Annotated in this window: 16 protein-coding genes; 10 read left to right on the top strand and 6 right to left on the bottom strand. The window is 70.2% G+C overall.

Annotated elements, in window-relative coordinates; genetic code table 11:
• Positions 1–208: 208 nt before the first annotated feature.
• Positions 209–1,054, bottom strand: a complete 846-nt coding sequence (locus IT306_02390; GenBank protein MCC7367241.1) for a hypothetical protein — start codon at positions 1,052–1,054, stop codon at positions 209–211.
• A 430-nt stretch (positions 1,055–1,484) separates the two neighbouring features.
• Here IT306_02390 and IT306_02385 point away from each other — a divergent pair, with 430 nt between their 5' ends.
• The gene (locus IT306_02385) at positions 1,485–2,321 is read left to right on the top strand and encodes an SUMF1/EgtB/PvdO family nonheme iron enzyme (protein MCC7367240.1); all 837 of its coding nucleotides are present in this window, start codon (positions 1,485–1,487) and stop codon (positions 2,319–2,321) included.
• A gap of 90 nt (positions 2,322–2,411) precedes the next feature.
• Here the strand turns inward: IT306_02385 and IT306_02380 are convergent, their stop codons facing one another.
• Positions 2,412–4,226, bottom strand: coding sequence for a hypothetical protein (locus IT306_02380; GenBank protein MCC7367239.1), 1,815 nt, complete (start codon positions 4,224–4,226; stop codon positions 2,412–2,414).
• A gap of 252 nt (positions 4,227–4,478) precedes the next feature.
• Here IT306_02380 and IT306_02375 point away from each other — a divergent pair, with 252 nt between their 5' ends.
• The gene (locus IT306_02375; GenBank protein MCC7367238.1) at positions 4,479–5,000 is read left to right on the top strand and encodes a decarboxylase; all 522 of its coding nucleotides are present in this window, start codon (positions 4,479–4,481) and stop codon (positions 4,998–5,000) included.
• A complete protein-coding gene (locus IT306_02370) occupies positions 5,000–5,554 on the top strand; it encodes a hypothetical protein (GenBank protein ID MCC7367237.1) in 555 nt (184 codons plus the stop codon). The genes IT306_02375 and IT306_02370 overlap by 1 nt, the downstream gene beginning before the upstream one ends.
• A gap of 16 nt (positions 5,555–5,570) precedes the next feature.
• Here IT306_02370 and IT306_02365 read toward each other — a convergent pair whose 3' ends face one another.
• Complete coding sequence (locus IT306_02365) at positions 5,571–6,833, bottom strand: CoA transferase (protein MCC7367236.1); 1,263 nt, start codon at positions 6,831–6,833, stop codon at positions 5,571–5,573.
• A gap of 267 nt (positions 6,834–7,100) precedes the next feature.
• Between IT306_02365 and IT306_02360 the strand changes: the two genes are divergently transcribed.
• The 3 genes from IT306_02360 (at position 7,101) to IT306_02350 (ending at position 12,666) form a co-directional block, all read left to right on the top strand.
• Positions 7,101–9,596, top strand: a complete 2,496-nt coding sequence (locus IT306_02360; protein ID MCC7367235.1) for a UvrD-helicase domain-containing protein — start codon at positions 7,101–7,103, stop codon at positions 9,594–9,596.
• 159 nt (positions 9,597–9,755) lie between these two features.
• The gene (locus IT306_02355) at positions 9,756–10,865 is read left to right on the top strand and encodes a metallophosphoesterase (GenBank protein ID MCC7367234.1); all 1,110 of its coding nucleotides are present in this window, start codon (positions 9,756–9,758) and stop codon (positions 10,863–10,865) included.
• Between the two features lie 58 nt (positions 10,866–10,923).
• On the top strand, positions 10,924–12,666 hold the full coding sequence (locus tag IT306_02350) for an AAA family ATPase (GenBank protein ID MCC7367233.1): 1,743 nt from the start codon (positions 10,924–10,926) through the stop codon (positions 12,664–12,666).
• A gap of 106 nt (positions 12,667–12,772) precedes the next feature.
• Here the strand turns inward: IT306_02350 and IT306_02345 are convergent, their stop codons facing one another.
• Positions 12,773–13,273 carry a type II toxin-antitoxin system HicB family antitoxin gene (locus tag IT306_02345; GenBank protein ID MCC7367232.1) on the bottom strand — a complete coding sequence of 167 codons (501 nt, stop codon included), beginning with the start codon at positions 13,271–13,273 and terminating at the stop codon, positions 12,773–12,775.
• Position 13,274: 1 nt separating this feature from the next.
• On the bottom strand, positions 13,275–13,445 hold the full coding sequence (locus IT306_02340; protein ID MCC7367231.1) for a type II toxin-antitoxin system HicA family toxin: 171 nt from the start codon (positions 13,443–13,445) through the stop codon (positions 13,275–13,277).
• A gap of 407 nt (positions 13,446–13,852) precedes the next feature.
• On the opposite strand from IT306_02340, the gene IT306_02335 reads away from it, so the two are divergent.
• Entirely contained in the window at positions 13,853–15,418 is a 1,566-nt protein-coding gene (locus IT306_02335) for a trypsin-like peptidase domain-containing protein (protein MCC7367230.1), read from the top strand.
• Between the two features lie 128 nt (positions 15,419–15,546).
• A complete protein-coding gene (locus IT306_02330; GenBank protein MCC7367229.1) occupies positions 15,547–16,032 on the top strand; it encodes a cupin domain-containing protein in 486 nt (161 codons plus the stop codon).
• A 126-nt stretch (positions 16,033–16,158) separates the two neighbouring features.
• Here the strand turns inward: IT306_02330 and IT306_02325 are convergent, their stop codons facing one another.
• Positions 16,159–17,268, bottom strand: coding sequence for a zinc-binding dehydrogenase (locus IT306_02325; protein ID MCC7367228.1), 1,110 nt, complete (start codon positions 17,266–17,268; stop codon positions 16,159–16,161).
• A gap of 434 nt (positions 17,269–17,702) precedes the next feature.
• Here IT306_02325 and IT306_02320 point away from each other — a divergent pair, with 434 nt between their 5' ends.
• Both IT306_02320 and IT306_02315 read left to right on the top strand, forming a co-directional pair.
• Positions 17,703–18,104 (top strand): hypothetical protein, encoded by a 402-nt coding sequence (locus IT306_02320; GenBank protein MCC7367227.1) that lies wholly within the window; start codon positions 17,703–17,705, stop codon positions 18,102–18,104.
• 186 nt (positions 18,105–18,290) lie between these two features.
• Positions 18,291–19,178 carry a hypothetical protein gene (locus IT306_02315; GenBank protein ID MCC7367226.1) on the top strand — a complete coding sequence of 296 codons (888 nt, stop codon included), beginning with the start codon at positions 18,291–18,293 and terminating at the stop codon, positions 19,176–19,178.
• Positions 19,179–19,370 lie beyond the last annotated feature (192 nt).

Raw genomic sequence — 19,370 nt, 5'->3', positions numbered from 1 at the left:
GGACAGTACTGGATGCCCCAGACTGCCCATCCTGTTCGCACGGGATGGGCAGTCTGTCATTTCTGGCAGGCGGCATCCCGTCTGAGCCCCGGAAGAGATCAGGGCGACGACACGTTGGGCGCGTCGTGCAGGGGCGTCGGGGGCTTCGGCCCCCGACCGCTCGTTTCACCGCGTTCCGGGAACACCGACGAACATGCAATCGCCCGGCCTACAGCCCGAAGATCGTCGGCGTCGGGATGGCCGGCGGCGCGAACGTCGGCGGCGGCTCGTACGGCGCGATGTTCGGGCCGGACGGCGCGCCGGGCGCGTTGATGGGGTTGATCGGGTTGAGCGGCGGCGAGCTTGGGATGCCCGTGTCGAAGGTCGGGGCCGAGTCCACCGGGCCGCCCGGGTTGAACGGACCGACCTGCGGGCCGGTTGGGCCGGTGTTGATCGGGATGGGCTGGAAGCCCGGGCCGCTCTCTGGCCCCTGCACGGGCTGCACCGGCACACTCGGGTTGATGGGGCTGGTGTCGATCTGCGGGATGTTCGGCACCAGCGGCGCGATCTCCGGCAGGGGCGTCGGCGTGGGGCCGGTGTCCTCGTCGGACGGGGTGGGCGTCTCGCCGGGCACGGGCACCCGCACCGGCTGCTGGAGGAGCGGCGTCGGCGTGGGCGCGGGCAACACGGTCACCAGCACCCGGGTGATCGTGGTTCCGCCACTCGTGTCGTAGACGGTGAGCTGAACGGTGTACTCGCCGGTGATGAGCGGCGCCGTGTCCCAGACGCCCAGCACGCCGTTCTCAACAGGCTGATCGACCGGGTTCCCGATGGGCCGCAACGACGAGGGCGCGGAGCCTGCGCCGTAGTGCAGCCGGTAGAACGAGAACTTCGAGCGGTCCGCCGTCATCGCGCGGCCCCGGACCTCGACCGTGCCGACGACGCTGGCCCCGGCCACGGGCGAGTCGATCCGCGCGACTTCGTCGGTCTGCATGAGCGCGGTGGGCGCGCCGGCCAGCACCAGCAGCGCAAGCGCGGCCAGCGCGGTCAGAAACGCCTGAAGGTGCTTCGCCATGGCCGCGAGTGTAGCACGACACCAGCCCCTATCCCGCACAATAGAGGCGACACGCCCTGTCGGCGTCTCACTGCCGCTCATACCACATCTGCGCTACCGCGCCAGCCAGAACGACGATACAGCAGCCTGGGCCACCGGAGTCCCCCGCAGCCACTGCCCTGTCATCAGGGCGTCTGCGGACCGGTGGCCTTTGTTGTGTCAGGACTCGGGCGGCGCGCCGGGTGCTGGAGGGCAGCAGGCGGCGCGCCGCCGGGCAGTCAGGCATGAGCGCGCAGCGTGGTCGTGTGTGACACAGAGACTCGCAACCCCATGAGAGACACCGAAGTCCTCCTGGGATACGCCCAGTGAGGGCCGATCTGTCACTGCGTGCCGTTACATCAGAGACCGTGTCACAGCCTGTACGGGGTGCGGCCGGAACTGGAGGCGCCAGATGCGGATCGGAACACTGGCCTGGGTGAGCGGATGGGTGAGTATCACCGTCCTGCTCGCCACCATCGCCTGGGCGGTCGGCCCCGGGGCGATTGGCGGGACGGACGAGCCGGTCACGATGGTTCGCATCGCTGGTGGGACGTTCCCGATGGGCGCCGAAGGGGACATCTTCGACGAGCGGCCAGCGCACATGGTGACGGTCCGCACGTTCGAGATGGACACGGTGCCGGTCACCAACGCGCGCTTCGCCGGATTCCTCAACACGCGCGGTGGGGTCGAGAGCCCGCAGGGGCTGGTCTACGATCTGTCGGACCGCCCGGCCAAGATCTGGCGGGTGGGCGAGCGCTTCACCACCGAGCCGGGCTTCGAGCAGCACCCGGTGGTCGCGGTGCCGTGGCAGGGCGCGCGGTCGTTCTGCGAGTGGCGGGGTGGCCGGCTGCCGACGGAGGCTGAGTGGGAGCGCGCAGCGCGCGGCGCTGAAGGCCGTGCCTACCCGTGGGGCAACGAGCCGCCTGACTCGTCCCGCGCACGCTACGGTGTGCGCCTGTTCGACTACGTGGCCGTCGGCAGCTACCCGGCTGGCGCGACGCCCGAGGGCCTCCTGGACATGGCTGGCAACGTCTGGCAGTGGACGGACTCGCTCTACCGCCCGTATCCCTACGTCCCCGATGACGGCCGCGAGAATCCGAAGGCCGTTGGCGAGCGGGTCACACGCGGCGGCGGCCAGACCGCCACGCCCGACATGCTCCGCGCAACGTACCGGAACGTGGGGCTGGCCCAGACCCCGCCGGGCGGCCGGCCGCCGGTGACGTTCCGCTGCGTCCGCGACGCGGACTGACCCCGCACGTACAACCCCGACGACCTCGCGGTGACGGCCCCCCTGGGGCATTCCGTCGGGGCATGCCCGAGGAGACTGCCTGTTCGGCCGTCAGTAGCCTGTCTCCTCCGACGGCCGCACCCAGTCCGTGCGGCGGCGGCGCGGCGTCACCGAGGCCGGGCGGCCGGGCTGCATCCTGGCAGACTCCATCCTGACGGGCTCCATCCTGACGGGCTCCATCCTGGCGGGCTCCATCCTGGCGGGCTGACCGCTCCTGACCGTCTGTCCGGGCTGCGTCCGGAAGTGCGCCGTCGCCTGCTCCAGCTGCTCGGCGGTGACCACCAGCGTCTCGGCCTGCGCCGACAGCTCGTTGACCTGGGCGCTCATCTCCTCAGCAGCCACCGAGACCTGGGCAACCGCCGCCGTGCTCTCTTCGATCACCGCGCCAATCGACTGGCTGGACAGCCCCACCTGTCGTGACTGCTGCGCCATCTCGGCGGTGGCGGCGCTGTTCGACTCGGCAATCGCTCCCACGTTCTGCATGCCCGTGACCACCCGGTGGACCCGGACCGTCATCTGCTGCGAAGCCTCGGCGATGTCCGAGATCTGCTCCACCACCGTCGAGACGGCGTGCAGGATCTCCCGCAACGACGAGCCGGCCGCACCGGCCTTCTGGGCGCTCTGCTCGACGCGGCGGGTACCGTCGCCCATCGCATTGACGGCGTCGCGGGTGCCGGCCTGCACCTCGCGGATCAGCTCCGAGATGCCCTTGGTCTCGCGCTGGGAGCGCTCGGCCAGCTTGCGAACCTCGTCAGCCACCACCGCGAAGCCCCGCCCGTGCTCGCCGGCCCGGGCGGCCTCGATAGCGGCGTTCAGGGCCAGCAAGTTCGTCTGGGCAGCGATATCGTCGATGGTCTCGACCACCGCGCCGATCTTCTCGCCCAGCGCCCCGAGCGACTCGATCCGCCCGGCCACCTGCTCGACCACGTCGCGGATCGCGTCGATCTCGTGGACCGTCTCGCCCACCGCCTGCTCGCCGTCCCGAGCGGCGCGCAGCACGCCGTGGCTCACCTCGCTGGCATGGTTGGCGTTGGCGGCCATCGTGTCCACGTCCGAGGCCATCTCGCCCACCGTCGCGGCCATCGACTGGAGCTGTGTCGCCTGCTCGCTCGCGCCATCGGCGATCCCGACAATGCTCTGGCCGAGTTGATGGATGGCGACCGACGACTTCTGCACCGAGCGGCTGGTCTCCTGCGCGCCCTCCGCCAGATCGGCGATGGCGCGGGTGACGTGGTCGGCGACGGTCCGGGCCTGCCCGGCGGCGTCCTCAGACTGGCGGGCCACGCCGGTCAGCCGTTCCGACTCGATCTGCACCTGCCCGACGAGGACGTGCAGGCCGCCGCTCATCTCCGCAAACGCCTGCCCGGCCGCGTCCAGGCCGCTCACCAGATCGTTGACAGCCCGGGCCATCTGCCCGAACTCGTCCTCATACGGAGCATCGAGCGGGCGCGTGCTCACCGTCACGCCGTGCGTCAGGTCGCCCGCCGAGAGGGATTCCATGGCGCTGACGAAGGACGGCAGATCGGACGTGGCGATCTGCCGGACGGCGGCCGACGTATCCTCGACGGTCTTGATCATGGTCCGGGCGAAGACGAACGCTGCGCTGAAACCCAGGACGGTGACGACGGCCGGCAGCAGCGAGACGGTCCAGATCAGGCGCACCAGATCGGCGGAGGCTCGCTCGGCTGCCGCCACCCCCTGCGGTCCGACCGCCCCCGCGTGCTCCCGGAACAGCCGCGGCAGCGCCTCGCTCTGGCCGCTGAGCATCCACGCCGAGCCGCATCCAATGGCCAGCATGGCGAGCAGCACGCCGGCCAGGGCCCCGAACACTTTGGTCTGGAGACGCACGTTCATGATCGGGTGCACGGCGAGTCCTCCTGAGTACGCGCGCCGTGTCGCTCGGCGAATCACGGCTGTCAGAGTCGTGGCTGGGGGTCATCTGCCGACGCAATGGCTCATCATCATGTTGAACGCATCGCGCAGCGGGGGGCGGGATGGTTGCCCTCGCGGCTGCTGGGCCGCGGGTGCACGCCCCGCTGATGGACAGAACGGTACGGACCCGACGGAAGTGGCGCGGGCGGTCGATCTCACAGGGGCTGGCTGCTACACTCACCCGGTATGGCTGACACAGGAAGCCCGTGGTGGCAGATCGTCTACGAGCGCTTCAAGGCGCACGGCATCGGGCTGGTGGTGCACGTGCCGGATGCGGCATTGGTCGGGCTGATCGGCACGTGCGACGCCGATCCTGACCTGCAAGTGCTCCAGCTGACCCGTGAGGAAGAAGGGGTTGGCGTGCTCAGCGGCGCCTACCTCGGCGGGACGCGCGGGGCGCTCCTGATGCAGAGCAGCGGCCTGGGCACCTGCGTGAACGCGCTCGGCGGCCTGCCAATGGCGTACCGCATCCCGTTCGTCATGCTGATCACGCCGAGAGGCCGGCTCTCCGAGTTCAATCCGAGCCAGGTGCCGGCCGGGCGGGCCGTGCCGAAGGTGCTGGATGCGCTCGGGATCGAGACGGTGACCCTGGAGCGGTTGAGCGAGGTCGAGACGACGGTGGATCAGGCGATCTACACGGCGTTCTCGACGAGCCAGCCGGTCGCCATCATCGCCTCGACGCTGCTGACCGGGGGGAAGCGCCGCTGATGAAGAGCCTTGAGGCGGTTCAGATCCTGCACGAGCACCTCGGCGATGCGCTCGTCGTCGCGAGCCTGGGGACGCCCTCCTACTTGCTGCACGCGGCCGGCGACCGCCCGTTCAACTTCTACCTGTGGGCGGCGATGGGCATGGCATCCTCGACGGGCCTCGGATTGGCGCTGGCGCAGCCCGACCGGCGGGTCGTGGTGCTCGACGGCGATGGCGCGGCGATGATGAACCTGGGCAGCATGGTGACGGTGGGCGCACGCCGGCCGCGCAACCTGCTCTGGGTGATCCTCGAGAACGGGGCGTTCCTGGAGACGGGCGGCCAGCCGATCTCCACCCATGACACGGCAGATCTGGTGGGCATCGCGCAGGGGGCTGGCATCCGGCAGGCGGCCCGTGCCGCTGACCCGGCGGCGCTGCGGGAGCTGGTGCGGTCCAGCCTGGAGCATCCGGGGCCGGCCCTGCTGGTGGCGCGCGTGGAGCGTGACTCCGTGCGAGACATGCCGCCGGTGGACCCGGTGCGGATCAAGCTGCGCTTCATGGACGCGCTGGGCTGACCTCACCCCCGAGCCGTCAGATAACCTTGCGCCCCTGGAGGTCCGCCAACTGCTCGGCGTCCAGGCCCAGCAGGCTTCCGAGCACCGACAGCGTCTGCGCGCCAAGCTCTGGCCCCGCTGCGCGCACCTCGCCGGGCGTGCGGCTCAGCTTCGGGACGACCCCGGGCATCAGCAGATGTCCGAGCCGTGGGTCTGGGAGGTCCACCAGCATCTCGCGGGCCTGGTACTGCGGGTCTTCGGCGATGTCCTTCACGGAGTAGACCGGGCCGGCCGGCACGTCGGCGGCGTCCAGCACCACCATCGCGTCGTCGAGGGTGCGCCCGCGCGTCCACTCCGCGATGAGCTGATCCAGCATCTCGACGTTGGCGCGGCGGGCCTGATTCGAGGAGAAGCGCGGATCGTGGGCAAGCTCGGGCTGACCGATGGCTGCGGTGAACCGCTTGAAGATGCCGTCGCCGTTGGCCCCGATAGCCAGCCAGCGCTCGTCTGCCGTGGGGTACATGTTAGTCGGGGCGGCCCCGCCCAGCAGGTTGCCGGTCCGCTCGCGCACGCGGCCGTCGTAGCCGTACTCGGGGACGATGGCCTCCAGCATCGAGAAGACCGACTCCGAGAGCGCCACGTCCACCACCTGCCCGTGGCCGGTCCGCTCGGCCTCGCGCAGCGCCATCATCGTGCCGATCACCGCGTAGAGCGCGGCGATGCTGTCGCCGATGCTCAGGCCGACCCGCATCGGCGGCCGGTCCGGCCAGCCGGTGATGTAGCGGATGCCCCCCATCGACTCGGCGATGTTCCCGAAGCCCGGCCGGTGGCTGTACGGCCCGGTCTGCCCGAAGCCCGAGATGCGGACCATCACCAGGGCCGGGTTCTCCTGGGCAAGCTGCTCCCAGCCGAGGCCCCACTCCTCCATGCGGCCGGGCCGAAAATTCTCGATGACCACCTGGCTCTCAAGCGCCAGCCCGCAGACGATCTCCCGCCCCTCGGCCGTGCGGAGATCGACGGTCACGCTCTCCTTGTTGCGTGACTGGGTCATGGCCCACAGCGAGCCGTGCTCGGTGACGAGGCTCCAGGTCCGCAGCGGGTCGCCAGCGCCCGGCGGCTCGATCTTCAGCACCTCCGCGCCGAAGTCGGCCAGGATGCGCCCGCAGAACGGCCCGGCGATCAGCGAGCCAAGCTCCAGCACCCGCACGCCGGCGAGTGGCCCTCGGCGCGGGGCTGTGCCACCGGTCTGCTGCGCTGCTCCTACCTCACCTGACCGGCGCTGGTCGGCCGACTCGCTCATGGGCGCTTCCCCTCCGTCTGACACGCAGCGACGGCAACAGCTGTCGCCTGCGAGGCGGATTCTACCCGGAACAGCCGCGGCGGATACGGCGTCCAGCATCGCCTCGGTCAGGGGGATCAGCACGGTCAGGCCCGGTCCTGCACCCGTCGGCCCCCAGACGCGGCGGCCGGCTGACACCGTCTCTGTCCCCCACTTGTGACGCGCTGCCGCTGTACAGGGTGCGCCACAGCCTCGTATCCTCGGAGCGTGCCCGAAGCAGCCGCCGTCTTGCCCCTGCCTGCGCGCGTCGCCCCCAGCCTGGCCGCGCTCAGTTCCGAGCAACGCGCCATCGTCGAGCAGCTGGATGGCGCAGTGCTGGCGCTGGCCCCGGCTGGCACCGGCAAGACCACCGTCCTGACCGAGCGCGTGGCGCGGGCGCTCGACGCCGGCATCCCGCCCGAGCGCATCCTCTGCGTCACGTTCACCAACCGCGCCGCCCGCGAGCTGCGGACGCGCATCGCCAGCCGCTTCCCGGATCTGGTCACGCGGCTGGCCCCGCGCACCTTCCACCAGTTGTGCGCCGACATCGTGCGGCGCGAGGCGAAGCGCGTCGGCCTGCCCGTCGAATTCGCCGTGTGCCCGGATCACGACAGCATCGCCATGCTCAAGCGGATCCTGGCTTCTCCCGAGGACGACGACAAAGAGGCCCAGCAGATCTACCGCCGGCTGCAGGACGTCAAGACCCACTGGCAGACCGCCGATCTCCGGTGGCCCATCGGGCAGGCCTGGGCGCGGGCCGGCTTCGGGGAAGCACGCCACCAGGAGGCCGCCCGCAAGTACGAGCGCGGTTTGAGCCAGTGGCAGCGCATCGACTTCGCGGATCTGGTGCTGTACGTCCGCGCCTTCTTCGCCGCCATCCCGGAGATCCGCGAGCGCTGGGCCAGCCGCTACGACCTCGTCCAGGTGGACGAGATCCAGGATACCCACCTCTCCGAGTACGAGGTGGTGGCGACGCTGGCCGGGCGGTCTCGCAACCTGGCCCTGTTCGGGGATCTCGACCAGACCATCTATGAGTGGCGCGGCGCCACGCCAGACCGCCTGATGGCGCGCTTCCGCCGCGAGTTCGGCGGCGTCCTCGAAGTCGGGCTGACTGACAACCACCGCGCCACCCGCGCCCTGATCCACGCTGCCGACGCCTTCGCTGGCACGCTGCGTCAGCGGGTGACACGGCTGACAGCCGCGCCATCGCTCCCGGACGGCGAGCCGGTCCAGGAGCACGTCGCGGAGAGCGTCAGCGGCGAGGCCGGGTGGATCGCCGAGCGGGTCAAGACCCTGTCCACGCGGGACGGTGTGCCGCTGCCGTCCATCGGCGTCCTCGCGCCGACCAACTGGTACTGCGAGGAGATCGCCGGGGCGCTGGCCCGGCGGGGCGTTCCGCACGTCACGGCGGCCAGGATGCTGTTCTTCCGCCGGCCGGAGGTCGGAGATGCCCTGGCCTATCTCAAGCTGATCCTCAACCCCGAAGCGCCGGGCGAGGCGCTGCGGGTCTGGGAGTGCTCCACGCGCGGCATCGGGCACGAGGTGCTGCGGCGTATCGCACGGGACGGCCAGCCGGTCGGGCTGCGGCTGGTGGACTTCTTCCAGTTGGGGACGTTCGTCCACGGCGACCCGCTCGCGCCGCTGCTGGACGCCCACGACCGGGGCCGTGTCGTCGTCTTCGACCTGGAGACGACCGGCCTGGACGAACGGCGCGACGAGATCGTCGAGATCGCGGCGATGCGGCTGGAGGCCGGCCGACGCTCGGCGTCGTACACGGCGCTGGTGCGGCCCTCGATCCCCGTGGGCGAGTCCGTGGGCGTCCACGGCCTCTCCGACGCGAAGCTGGCCGCAGAGGGCCGCCCGCCGGAGGAGGCCATCGGGAGGCTGTTGAAGGCCACGGAAGGGGCGCTGCTCGTCGGGCACAACGTCGCGTTCGACATCAGGATGCTGGCGGCCCAGGCCGGGCGATTGGGGCTGACCTTCGCGCCGACAGCCAGCTTCGACACGCTCGACCTCGCACGGCGCTTCCACCCCCAGGAGCCGCACACCCTGGCGGCGCTCTCGGTCAGCTTGCGGCTGGCGCACCGCCCCAGCCACCGCGCTGCTGACGACGTGGCAACGACCGTCGATCTGCTGGCCTGGACGGTGGACCGGGCCACGCGCGGGCAGGCCGAGCGGCAGCGGATCATTCGGGAGTGCGGGGCCGACTTCGAGGTGCTGGCGCGGCAGCTCGACGGCTGGCGCGCCCTCCTGCCCACTACCCGCCCGGCCACCCTGCTGCAACGCGTGCTGGCCGAATCCGGACTGCGGGAGCGGGTGGCCAGCGAGCCCGCCCGCCGCCACGCCCTGGATGAGCTGATCCGCATCTTCGAGGCCGAGGACGATCTGGACGAGGCCCCGACGGCGGCGCTCCGGTCCGCCCTCGAACGGGCGGCCCTGGCGACACAGGTCGACCTGCTGGCAACCGCCGAGCAGCGCGTGCCGGTCCTGACCATTCACCAGGCGAAGGGGCTGGAGTTCGACATCGTCTTTGTGGCCGGCTGCGCAGACGGCGATCTGCCGCGCCGGCGTGCGGTGGCCGACCGCCGCGACGAGGAGGAGCGCCGCCTGTTCTACGTCGCGCTGACGCGGGCGCGCCGGCAGCTGATCCTCAGCCGGCCGGCCTACAGCAACGCCGGCCGGCCGAAAGCGCCCAGCCCGTTCCTGGCAGCGCTGCGCGGGTCGTTGACGCCCGCACTTGAGTGAGCGATTCCCCACCTCGTCCGCAGCCGGCTGCTCGCGCCGTCATCCGCGCGCCGCTGCCCCCACGCCCCACGATCTACGACCCTCGACCTGTCACACAGACCCCTCACAAAGACGCCCATTTCCTCCAGTGAAGCGCAGCCGGGGCGTACCATTTTCCTCATGGTGAAGCTTGTCTTCTTCGCGGATCTGCACCTGGACGCCCCGTTCGCCTGGCTCGGGGGGAGCCAGCTTGCGGCGCGCAGGCGGCGGCAGGCGCTCCGCGAGACGCTCCGCAACATCGTGCGCCTGACGCGGGAGGTTGAGGCCGACGCGCTGTTGTGCGGCGGCGACCTCTTCGAGCAGGCGCGCTTCACGCCGGACACCGTCGGCTTTCTGGAGCGGACCTTCCAGGAGCTGGACCCGATTCAGGTCTTCCTGGCGCCCGGCAACCATGACTGGTACGGTCCGGAAAGCCCGTACCGCCACGCCGACTGGAGCAGCAACGTCCACGTCTTCCACGACGACCGGCTGTCGGCTGTCCCGCTGAAGGGTGGAGTCACCCTCTGGGGTGGCGCGCACACCGCGCCCGCCCGCACGCTGAACTTCTTCGACGGGTTCCAGGCCAAGGGGAAGGGAGCGCACATCGCCCTGTTCCACGGGGCGGAGCGGGGCGCATTCCCAGAGGGTGAGCCGGGCCACGAGCCGCACGCCCCGTTCTACGCGCCTCAGATCGAAGCGGCCGGCTTGCACCACGCGCTGGTGGGCCATTACCACCGCCCGCGCGACGCCGAGCGCTACACCTACCCCGGCAATCCCGACTTCCTGACGTTCGGGGAGGACGGCGAGCGCGGCGCAGTCATCCTGAGCGTCGCGTCTGATGGGACCGTCGCGCGGGAGCGGCGGCGCGTCGGCATCACCGAGGCGCACGATCTCACCCTCAGCATCAGCGGCTGCATCACCCAGCAGGACATCCGCGACCGGTTGACGGCGCTGCTGGACGAGCGGACCGGTGTGGCCCGCGTGACCGTCGAAGGCGAGCTTGACCCGCGCGTGGATCTCCATGTGAACGACCTGCTGGAGGTTCCGCACGTGCTGGAAGGCATCCAGGTGCGGCTCGGGCGGCTGCAGCCGGCCTACGACCTGGATCGCATCGTGGACGAGCCGACGGTGCGCGGGCAGTTCGTGCGGGACGTGATGGACGCCGTCCTGGACGAGGAGGACCGTCGCCGCGTGCTCCTGGTAGGGTTGCGCGCGCTCGAAGGGCGGGGCGACCTGGAGCCGCTGGCATGACCGGGACACGGCCAGCCGGGCAGCGACGGCCAGCCGGGCAGCGACGGCGGGCGCAGCCGTGAGGATCGAATCAGTTTTCGCACGTGCATTCGGGCCGTTCGTCGGCGAGCGGCTGGATCTCGCGCCCGGCATGAGCGTCATCTGGGGGCCGAACGAGGCCGGCAAGTCAACGTGGCACGCAGCCCTCTACTTCGGGTTGTGCGGCCGGCGGCGCGGCGCGGGGCAGCCCAGCCGCGAAGAGCGCGAGATGCGCGCCCGACACGAGCCGTGGGACGGCGCGCAATGGGAAGCCGGCACGCGGATCCGGCTGGAAGACGAGCGGACCATCGAGCTGCGCTACGACCTGCGCGAGCTGACCAACTGCACCGCCATCGACGTGGGCCTGGGCCGCAGCTGCGCCGACGAGATCACCATCGGCAACGACGCCCCAGACGGCGCTCGCTGGCTCGGGTTGGACCGACGCACGTTCCTGGCGGTCGCCTGCGTGCGCCAGGGCGATCTGCTGCTGGTGCGCCAGAACGGACGGCTGATCCAGGATCATCTGCAGCGAGGCGCGGCCACGGGCGGCGCTGACGAGACGGCTGCGGTGGCCCTGGAGCGGATCGACCAGTTCCGCAAGGAGCAGGTGGGCGCGAGCCATCGGGCAGCCGTGGGGCCGCGCCGCCGGGCCACCGTGGCCGTCGACCGCGCGCATGAGGTGCTCCAGACGGCCCGCGCCGACCACGAAGCGTTCGCCGAGCTGCAGTCGCGCCTGCACGGACGGGATCTCGCAGAGTCCGCCGCGCGGGCCGTGCTCGACCGGACCCAGATCGCCAGGGCCAAAGTGGAGGCCTCACCACCCTCACGGGTGCTGCAGGAGCGCGCCGAAGAGGCCCAGCGACGGGTGGCCGCCGCCTCAGCCCGGAAGGTCTCCCAGCGGCTGGTGATGGCCGGCCTGATCCTGGCCGTGCTGGGCATCGGCGTCGGCGTGGTGCTCCAGCCGTTCGCCGGCGGCGCGATGGTGCTGATCGGCCTGGGGATGACCGTGCTGGGCGTCGGCCGGCGCGACGAGGAGACGATGGCCGCCGCGCTGGACGATCTGCGCTCGGCGGAGATGGCCGTCTCAGCAGACCGCGAGGCCCGGATTCGCGCAGCCTTCGAGGCCGAGACGGCGGCCATGCGATCCTATGAGACGGCGACGAAGGCGGCGACGGAGCTGCGGACGCAGATCGCCGAGCGCAAGCGGAACCTGACGATTGTTGCCGAGGCCGAGGAGCAGTTGGCGACGGCCGAGGCTGAGCTGGCGCGCATCGACGCCCTCGACCACACCCTGGAGCTGACGCGCTCGTTCCTGCTGCGGGCGCAGGAGCGTGTCCACCGGAGCATCGCGCCGCGCCTCGCGGAGCAGGTGACCGCCTGGCTGCCGCTGGTCACGGCCGGCCGCTACACCGAGGCGATTGTCGATCCGGCCTCGCTGGCTGTCGGCGTCCGCGCCGAGAATGGCATCTGGCGAGACGCCGGGCTGCTCTCGCACGGGACCGCCGAACAGATCTACCTGCTGCTCCGCATCGCGCTGGCGGATCAGCTGACCCGGCACGGCGAGCTCTGCCCGCTGATCCTCGACGACCCCACTCCCCACTTCGACACCGAGCGGACGCTGGCGGTGCTGGATCTGCTGCTGAAGGTGGCCAAAGACCGGCAAGTGATCCTGTTCAGCCAGGAGCCGGAGATTCTGACCTGGGCCCAGTGCCACCTGGAGCAGTCAGAAGCAGCCGGCCGGCACCGGCTGGCGCTGCTGGACGGCCCCGCTCCCATCATCTGAGCGCAGGTCCAGAGCGGCGCGCTACCGTGTTGTGAAACGCAACGAGGCAGACAACGCCGGCCAGTCGACTCACGCCATGTTTGCAGGAGCGTGATCCTGATATGCCTCAGGTGGATCGGCCAGACGACTTTCGTGGAGCACGCGCCTTCGCACCTGATGCTGCCGTACCTCGCGGCCCCTGGACACTCCGTCCAGGCCCGACCATGTCGCCCCTCAGCCCCTGAAGCGCATGCTCAAGGCGCGCCTGGGCATCACCCCGAGCTAGTAGCTCTGATACGTAGTGGTTGAGGCTGACACTGTTGCGCTTCGCCGCATCGGCCAGACTGCGATGAAGGGTTCTTGAGATGCGCACGTTGAACTTGCCGCTGTACTCCTCCGGATAGGTAGGCAGCGGAATATGATTGCCGAGTTCATACTCCGTTTCGATCCACAAACTGCGTACTTCGTCCACCACCCGGGGCAGTTCGTCCAACGTCTCAACCTGTGACATGCAGCCAGGGAGATCGGGGAATCGAATCACGTAGCCCCCCTCTGGATCGGCGAGCACCTCAAATGGGTAATCCAGAGCCAGGTACTCTTCGAGCGGGCGACGAGTTTCGACCGTCATCTCAACCGTCCAATCCGAGACGTTCACAAATCATGCCAAGGTAGACGCGCTTTACACGGCGACCGTCCAGAATGGGTACGGTGATCGTGCCCTCACCAGCCTTGGTGAAGCTCACGTGGCTCCCTTCCTGCCTCGCTTCCTGCCAACCGAAATCCAGCAGAAGTCGCCGCACGTCCCGAAAGAGCGCCGTAGGTGGACGGGCACGAATGCGCGCAACGAGTCTGCTCGCTGGGTCAAGCTTGCCCTCTCTTAGTACTGTATGCGGTACTATCTACAGGGGTCAATAGCGTTCCTCAAGTAGTCTGAATCCAGGGATGCCCTGGTCCCTCAAGGGCATCCGAGTACACTCCGCCCCTGCGAGATGCCACTGTCCGGCCCGTATGACACACCAGGGCGTCATCGTGGGTTCATCTTGCACGACAACCTGCGCCTCGACGCTATCATCTGTGCGCGGCTCACGGGGCGGCCGATGAGGGCAGCGGAGTCATACGCAGGCTGGAGCCGTGGTGTCACGCGGCTCTGCTACAGGGGACGACCAATGGCGCTGGCGCATGCGATCCTGACCGGGGCAACACGACGATGATCCAGGCGGTCGTCATCGTCAACGGGATGCAGTATCAGGTGCCGCAACAGGGCCTGCGGATCGGGCGCGCGCCTGAAAACGACGTCGTCCTGCCAGACCCGAACGTCTCGCGTCAGCATCTCGTCATCTGGATCTCGGATCGTGGCGCGTTCCTGCGCGATCTGGGCAGTCAGAACGGGACGTTCATCGGGGGGCGGCGCGTCGGGTCCGGCCCCGAATCGATCCCGGCCGGCACGCACGTTCGCATCGGCGTCACGGACCTGCACGTTGAGGTGACCGGCGACACGAGCACCACCGGGCCGACCAGCCCGATGGCCCCGTACGCAGGCCCGGCGGCCGGCCCGTCTGGCGCAGCCGGCCGCGGCCCGGCCTCCGGCCCGGCCTACGGCGGTGGTGTCGGGGCAGGCGGCCCCTACGGCAGCCCCGGCGGCCAGCCAGGGCCGTACGGCGGCGGGGCAGCCGGGGGGCCGGGCGGATCGCCCTTCGGCGGCCCGGGTGCTGGCCCCCAGGTGGGACCCCAGGTTGGCCCCCAGGTGGGACCCCAGGTTGGCCCCGGTGGCGGCCTCGCAGCGGGCGCGTACGGGGCGCGCCCGGCCCCGGCCAGCGGCGGGAGCAACACCGGCCTGATCGTCGGCGGCGCCATCGCCATCCTGGTCGTAGCATTCCTCGGGGTCGGGGTGCTGGCCCTGAACTGGGTGGCGAACAGCCGCGAGAGTAGGGCGACGCCCACGCCGACCTCGCGCCCGGTGGCCGTTGCTGCGACAGCCACCATCGCAACGAAGCCGACGAGCGCGCCCGCCACGGCCACGGCTGCGCCGAAGCCCACCGAGCCGCCTGCCAAGCCCACGGCTGCGCCCAAACCCACAGAGCCGCCAGCGAAGCCCACGGAGGTCGCCAAGCCACCAGGGGGCCGAGACCCCAACTTCGTGCGGGCGCTCAACGCCTCGGTGCGGGTGATCGTGCCGACCGGGCCAAGCTCGGCCAGCACCGGCTCGGGCTCGATCCTCACCCCGAAGGGCCACATCCTGACCAACTACCATGTGGTCAGCGACGATGCCGGAAAGCTCATCAACAACGGGCAGAACGTCATCATCGCGGTGCCGCCGAACGAGGGCGACGCCGCCGCTCCGAAGTACCGTGCCCGCGTGTCTGAGTTTGATGCGAAGCTCGACCTGGCCATCATTCAGCTCACCGCGATGTCAGATGGTTCGCCGCTGCCCGGCAACCTCGGGCTCAACCCGATCCCGATTGGCAGCTCGCAGAGCGTCCAGATCGGCGACACGATCATCATCATCGGCTTCCCGGGCCTGGGCGGCTCCAGCCTGACCGTCACCCGGGGCATCCACTCCGGCATCGCGCGGTTCTCGGACGATCCAGGCTCGTTCATCAAGACGGACACCGAGATCAACCGGGGGAACTCCGGCGGCACGGCCATCAACGCCGCCGGCGAGTTAATCGGCATCCCGACGGCCGGCCGCTTCGACCGGGAAGCGCCCGGGAAGATCGGGCTGGTGCGCCCCATCGACGAGGCCAAGCCGTTGATCGAGAAGGCCACCCGCTAGCGAACGCTGGCGTCTGGCAGCGTGGCGCGGACCGGCGGCCGGGCATCCGCGCTGCGCCGGGTCATCCGCGCTGGGCCAGTACGGTACAGTCCCTCCATCCAAAACGGACGACGCAGGGGTACTCCGACATGACTGATTCGCAGGCGTCACCGGCGCTCAACATCGCCGACGTGGTGACGGACGGCCCGATCCCGCCGCGCGTGGTGAACGCAACCTGGCCGAACATCTTCCACACCCGCGTCGACGACATCGTCGCGAAGCGTGGGGCTGCGCCGTGGGCGCAACTGGTGATTGCCGACGAGCGCAACCTCGTCACGCTCATCGCCACGAACCCGGGCAGTGGTAACCGCCCGCACTGGCACCGCGACTTTGACGAGTGGTGGGTCGTGATGGCCGGCCAGCTCGAGTGGGAGTTCACGGGCGGCACGGTGGTCAAGGCCCAGAAAGGCGACATCGTGTGGGTGCCACGGGGGACGGTCCACCACATCCGCGCGGTGGGCGACGAGATGACGCTGCGGCTGGCCGTAGCGATGCCGCCGGGCGTCCACGTCTACCACGAGTGCGAGCAGTGCGGGTACCAGCAGGACGGCCCGCCCGAGTGGGACATGCGGTAGTGGTTCGACCACTACTCCAGGCGGACCCGCTTCGCCCGGATGAACGCCGCGCGGACGATGGCGGCGTTCATGAAAGCGTCCAGGCAACGCGTCCAGGCAACGCGTCCAGGCAACGCTCGATACGGGCTACGGCTTGAGGGCCGCCCGCGTGATGTGCCCCTTGTTCTGCTCGGCCAGCACGTTCTCGACCTCTTCCAGCGGGAAGATGTCCGAGACGATCTTGTGGAACGGGTACTGCTCCCGCCGCCGCAGCATCAGGTCGAGCGACCGCTGCAAGTGCGCCGCCTCGTAGTAACCGACGCCGAGGATGCTGACGTTCCGCTGGTTCAGCGTGGTGGGGGCAAGGTCGAAGCTGGTGCCGGCCACGATGTTGCCGATCTCCACCAGCCGCCCGCCGTTGCCGAGCATCTGGAGCGCCTCGTTCATCGCGCCGATGACGCCGGCCACTTCGACCACCACATCCGCGCCCCAGCCGTCCGTCAGCTCGCGGACGCGCTGGACACGCTGCTCCGGAGTCTTCAGCGCGCGCAGGTCGATCAGCTCGTCGGCCCCGAACGCCGCCGCCAGGTCGAGCCGCTCCTGGATGCCGTCCACCACGATGACCTTGCCCGCCCCCAGCTCGCGCGCTGCTGCCGTGGCGAAGATCCCGAGGCCGCCGGCCCCCTGCACCACGACTGTCTCACCCAGCGCGATGTTGGCCACGTCCACGCCGCACATCACCGTGGCGAAGGCGCAGTTGATCCCGGCCACCATACCATCCGTCAGGACGTCCGGCACCTTCAGCACAACGTGCCCGGCCGGCAGGTAGCTGTAATCTCCCCAGGCACCCTTGAAGTACGGCCAGACGTTGCAGGGCGTGGCCGTGTGCCGCATCTGGTTCGGGCAGCAGCGGGACGTGCCGATCAAGCAGGCCCGGCAGCGCCCGCAGGCGAAGGCGTAGCGGAAGATGACCCGGTCGCCGATGGCCAGCGGCGCGCCGGCTGAGTCCGTCGTGACGCCCTCCCCGAGCGCATGCACCTGTCCGCACTGCTCGTGGCCGAGGTGACGAGGCAGCGCGCGGCCCATCTTCTTGAGATCCTGGTCCCCGCGCCAGACGTGCAGGTCTGACCCGCAGATGTTCGCCAGCGTCGTCCGCACGACGATTGCGCCCGGCTCCGGCTCGGGAACCGGGTACTCCTCGATACGCATCGGCTCGCCCGCGCCATAAAACGCGACCAGCCGTCCGGTGTCAGCCATCAGCGATCCTCCAGGCGGCCGCCAGGGTACAACGCCCTACCAGCATCGAACCCGTCCGCCGCTCCATGCGCGATCATAGTTTTGCCGGCGGCGGCCCGCCAACCTCGGCGCGCAGGTCCCCAGGGCAATTGCATGTTTGTTGGTGTTCCCATAACATGGCGAGACGCGCAGGCGGGGGTTGAAACCCCCGCCTACAGTCATGCCGTCGCTGCGCGACGGACGCCGGGAACAGCAGCAACAGGCGAGACTGGAGCGTCGCGAAGCGACTGCAGGATAGTAGGCGGGGCTTTCAAGCCCCGACGACAGTGCACGACCCGCCCAATGTGCAATCGCCCTGCGCAGGTCCCCCCGTCACGTTGTAGAGAGTGGAGCGCGCGGCATCCTGAATGGTTGCCGGCGCGGCGTACGGCTGGCTACCCTGCAAGCAGAGAGCGATGTTTCGGACCCTCCGCACGTTTGCCGTCCTGTTGCTGCTGATCGGTCTGGCGACGGCCACGCCGGTCGTCTGCCTGTGCGCCGAGGATGGCATCGTCGGGCTGATGTCCCCGCCGGCAACATCTCGTCTGCCCGTGCCGGCCGCGGGCAGCAGCCTGGGCCTGGAGCAGCCGCGCGAGACGGCTGAGCAGGCGCCGGACTCAGCGGCCCCGAACCTGCTGGCCGCCAGCGCCGCGGCCGCCGCCATCTCGTCGGTGGTGCCAACGGCGGCCGGCATCCCGTCAGCAGCCCCCTGGCAGTTGCCAGAGCCAGCCCTTGCCGCCCACATCGCGCTGCCCACGGAGGCCGCGCTGCTCGGGCTGGTCTGGCCGCCCACCGCGCCCCCACCGCAGGCAGCGTAGCCTCCGCGCACCAGATCCAGGTGCGCTCCGGGCGTCCCACGCTGGTGGGGCTGCCCGTGCATGGGATCGTGCCGCGCAGCCTCGTTGCGCGACGGGCGCGCCGGCACCGGCCCATGCCGGTCCTTCGGATTCATCCCCCTCGGCTGCCGTGCAGCCTGAGGGCGTTCCCGAGAAGGCTCACGCTTCATGGCAACTTCCTCGCTTGACCGATCGACACGCCGCGAGCGACGCGGCCGCCGCTCCGCTGCGCCCGCCGTGCCGACCTGGACGCTGGACCGCGTCATGCTGGGCGCGGCAGCCATCGGCGTGCTCGTGTCCGCATACCTTTTGCTCGTCGATCTGGCCGGCGGCAGCACGCTCTGCCTCCCTGGCACAGACTGCGACGTCGTCCGCGCGAGCGCCTACGGCAAGGTCTTCGGCCTGCCGATGGCCCTGCTCGGCGTTGGCTACTTCCTGAGCGTGGCGCTCGTGGCGCTGCTGCGTGCGCCGTGGCAGCTGAGGGCGCTGCGCCTGCTCGGCGGCGTCGGGCTGGGAGCGGCCATCCTGTTCGTGGGTTTGCAGGGGCTGGTGCTCAACACCTGGTGCCCGTACTGCGTCGTCGCAGACGTGGCGGCGCTGACCATCGGCGTACGCACCCTCTGGCCGTGGGGCAGCCCCGCTCAGGTGTGGCAGGGTGGGCGGCTCGCGCCGGCCCTGCTCGGCGCAACGCTCGCCGTAGCCGTCTTGCTGCTCGGCTACGCCGCTGGCCCGGCCGCCGCCCCGGCAGCGGCCAGCATCGCCTCAAACCCCGAGACTGACGAGCTGACGGCCCTTGCAGATCACCTTACGGCCAGCGGCGCGGTCTTCTACGGCGCGTACTGGTGCCCACACTGCCAGAACCAGAAGAAGATGTTCGGGGATGCCGCTGACCGCCTGCCCTACGTCGAGTGTGATGCGCGCGGGAAGAATGCCCGGCCCGCCGCCTGCACTGCCGCCGGGGTGCGGGCGTACCCCACCTGGGTCATCAACGGGCAGAAGATCGAGGGGGAGATCCCCGTCCGCGAGCTGGCGCGGCTGTCGGGCTTCCAGCAGTAGCATCCACAAACGGTGTGGGGAGGACGGGCGAGCGGCGTGCGCTCGGCCGCCGCACCGCGGCAAAACACCCCAGGATCTTGAGGTTCCTGGGGTGTCCTTGTGCGCTTCGTGGAGTGACGGTCCAGGCCGCTTGTGAGCGATCCCTGGCTGCCGTCAGGTGCGAGCGTCGGCCTCAGGCGCCAGCGGGGACCG

The sequence above is a fragment of the Chloroflexota bacterium genome, from assembly GCA_020850535.1.
In the GTDB taxonomy this organism is placed as follows: Bacteria; Chloroflexota; UBA6077; order UBA6077; family JACCZL01; genus JADZEM01.
The sequence above is the reverse complement of the archived record's forward strand: the minus strand, read 5'-3'. Positions and strand labels throughout refer to the sequence as shown.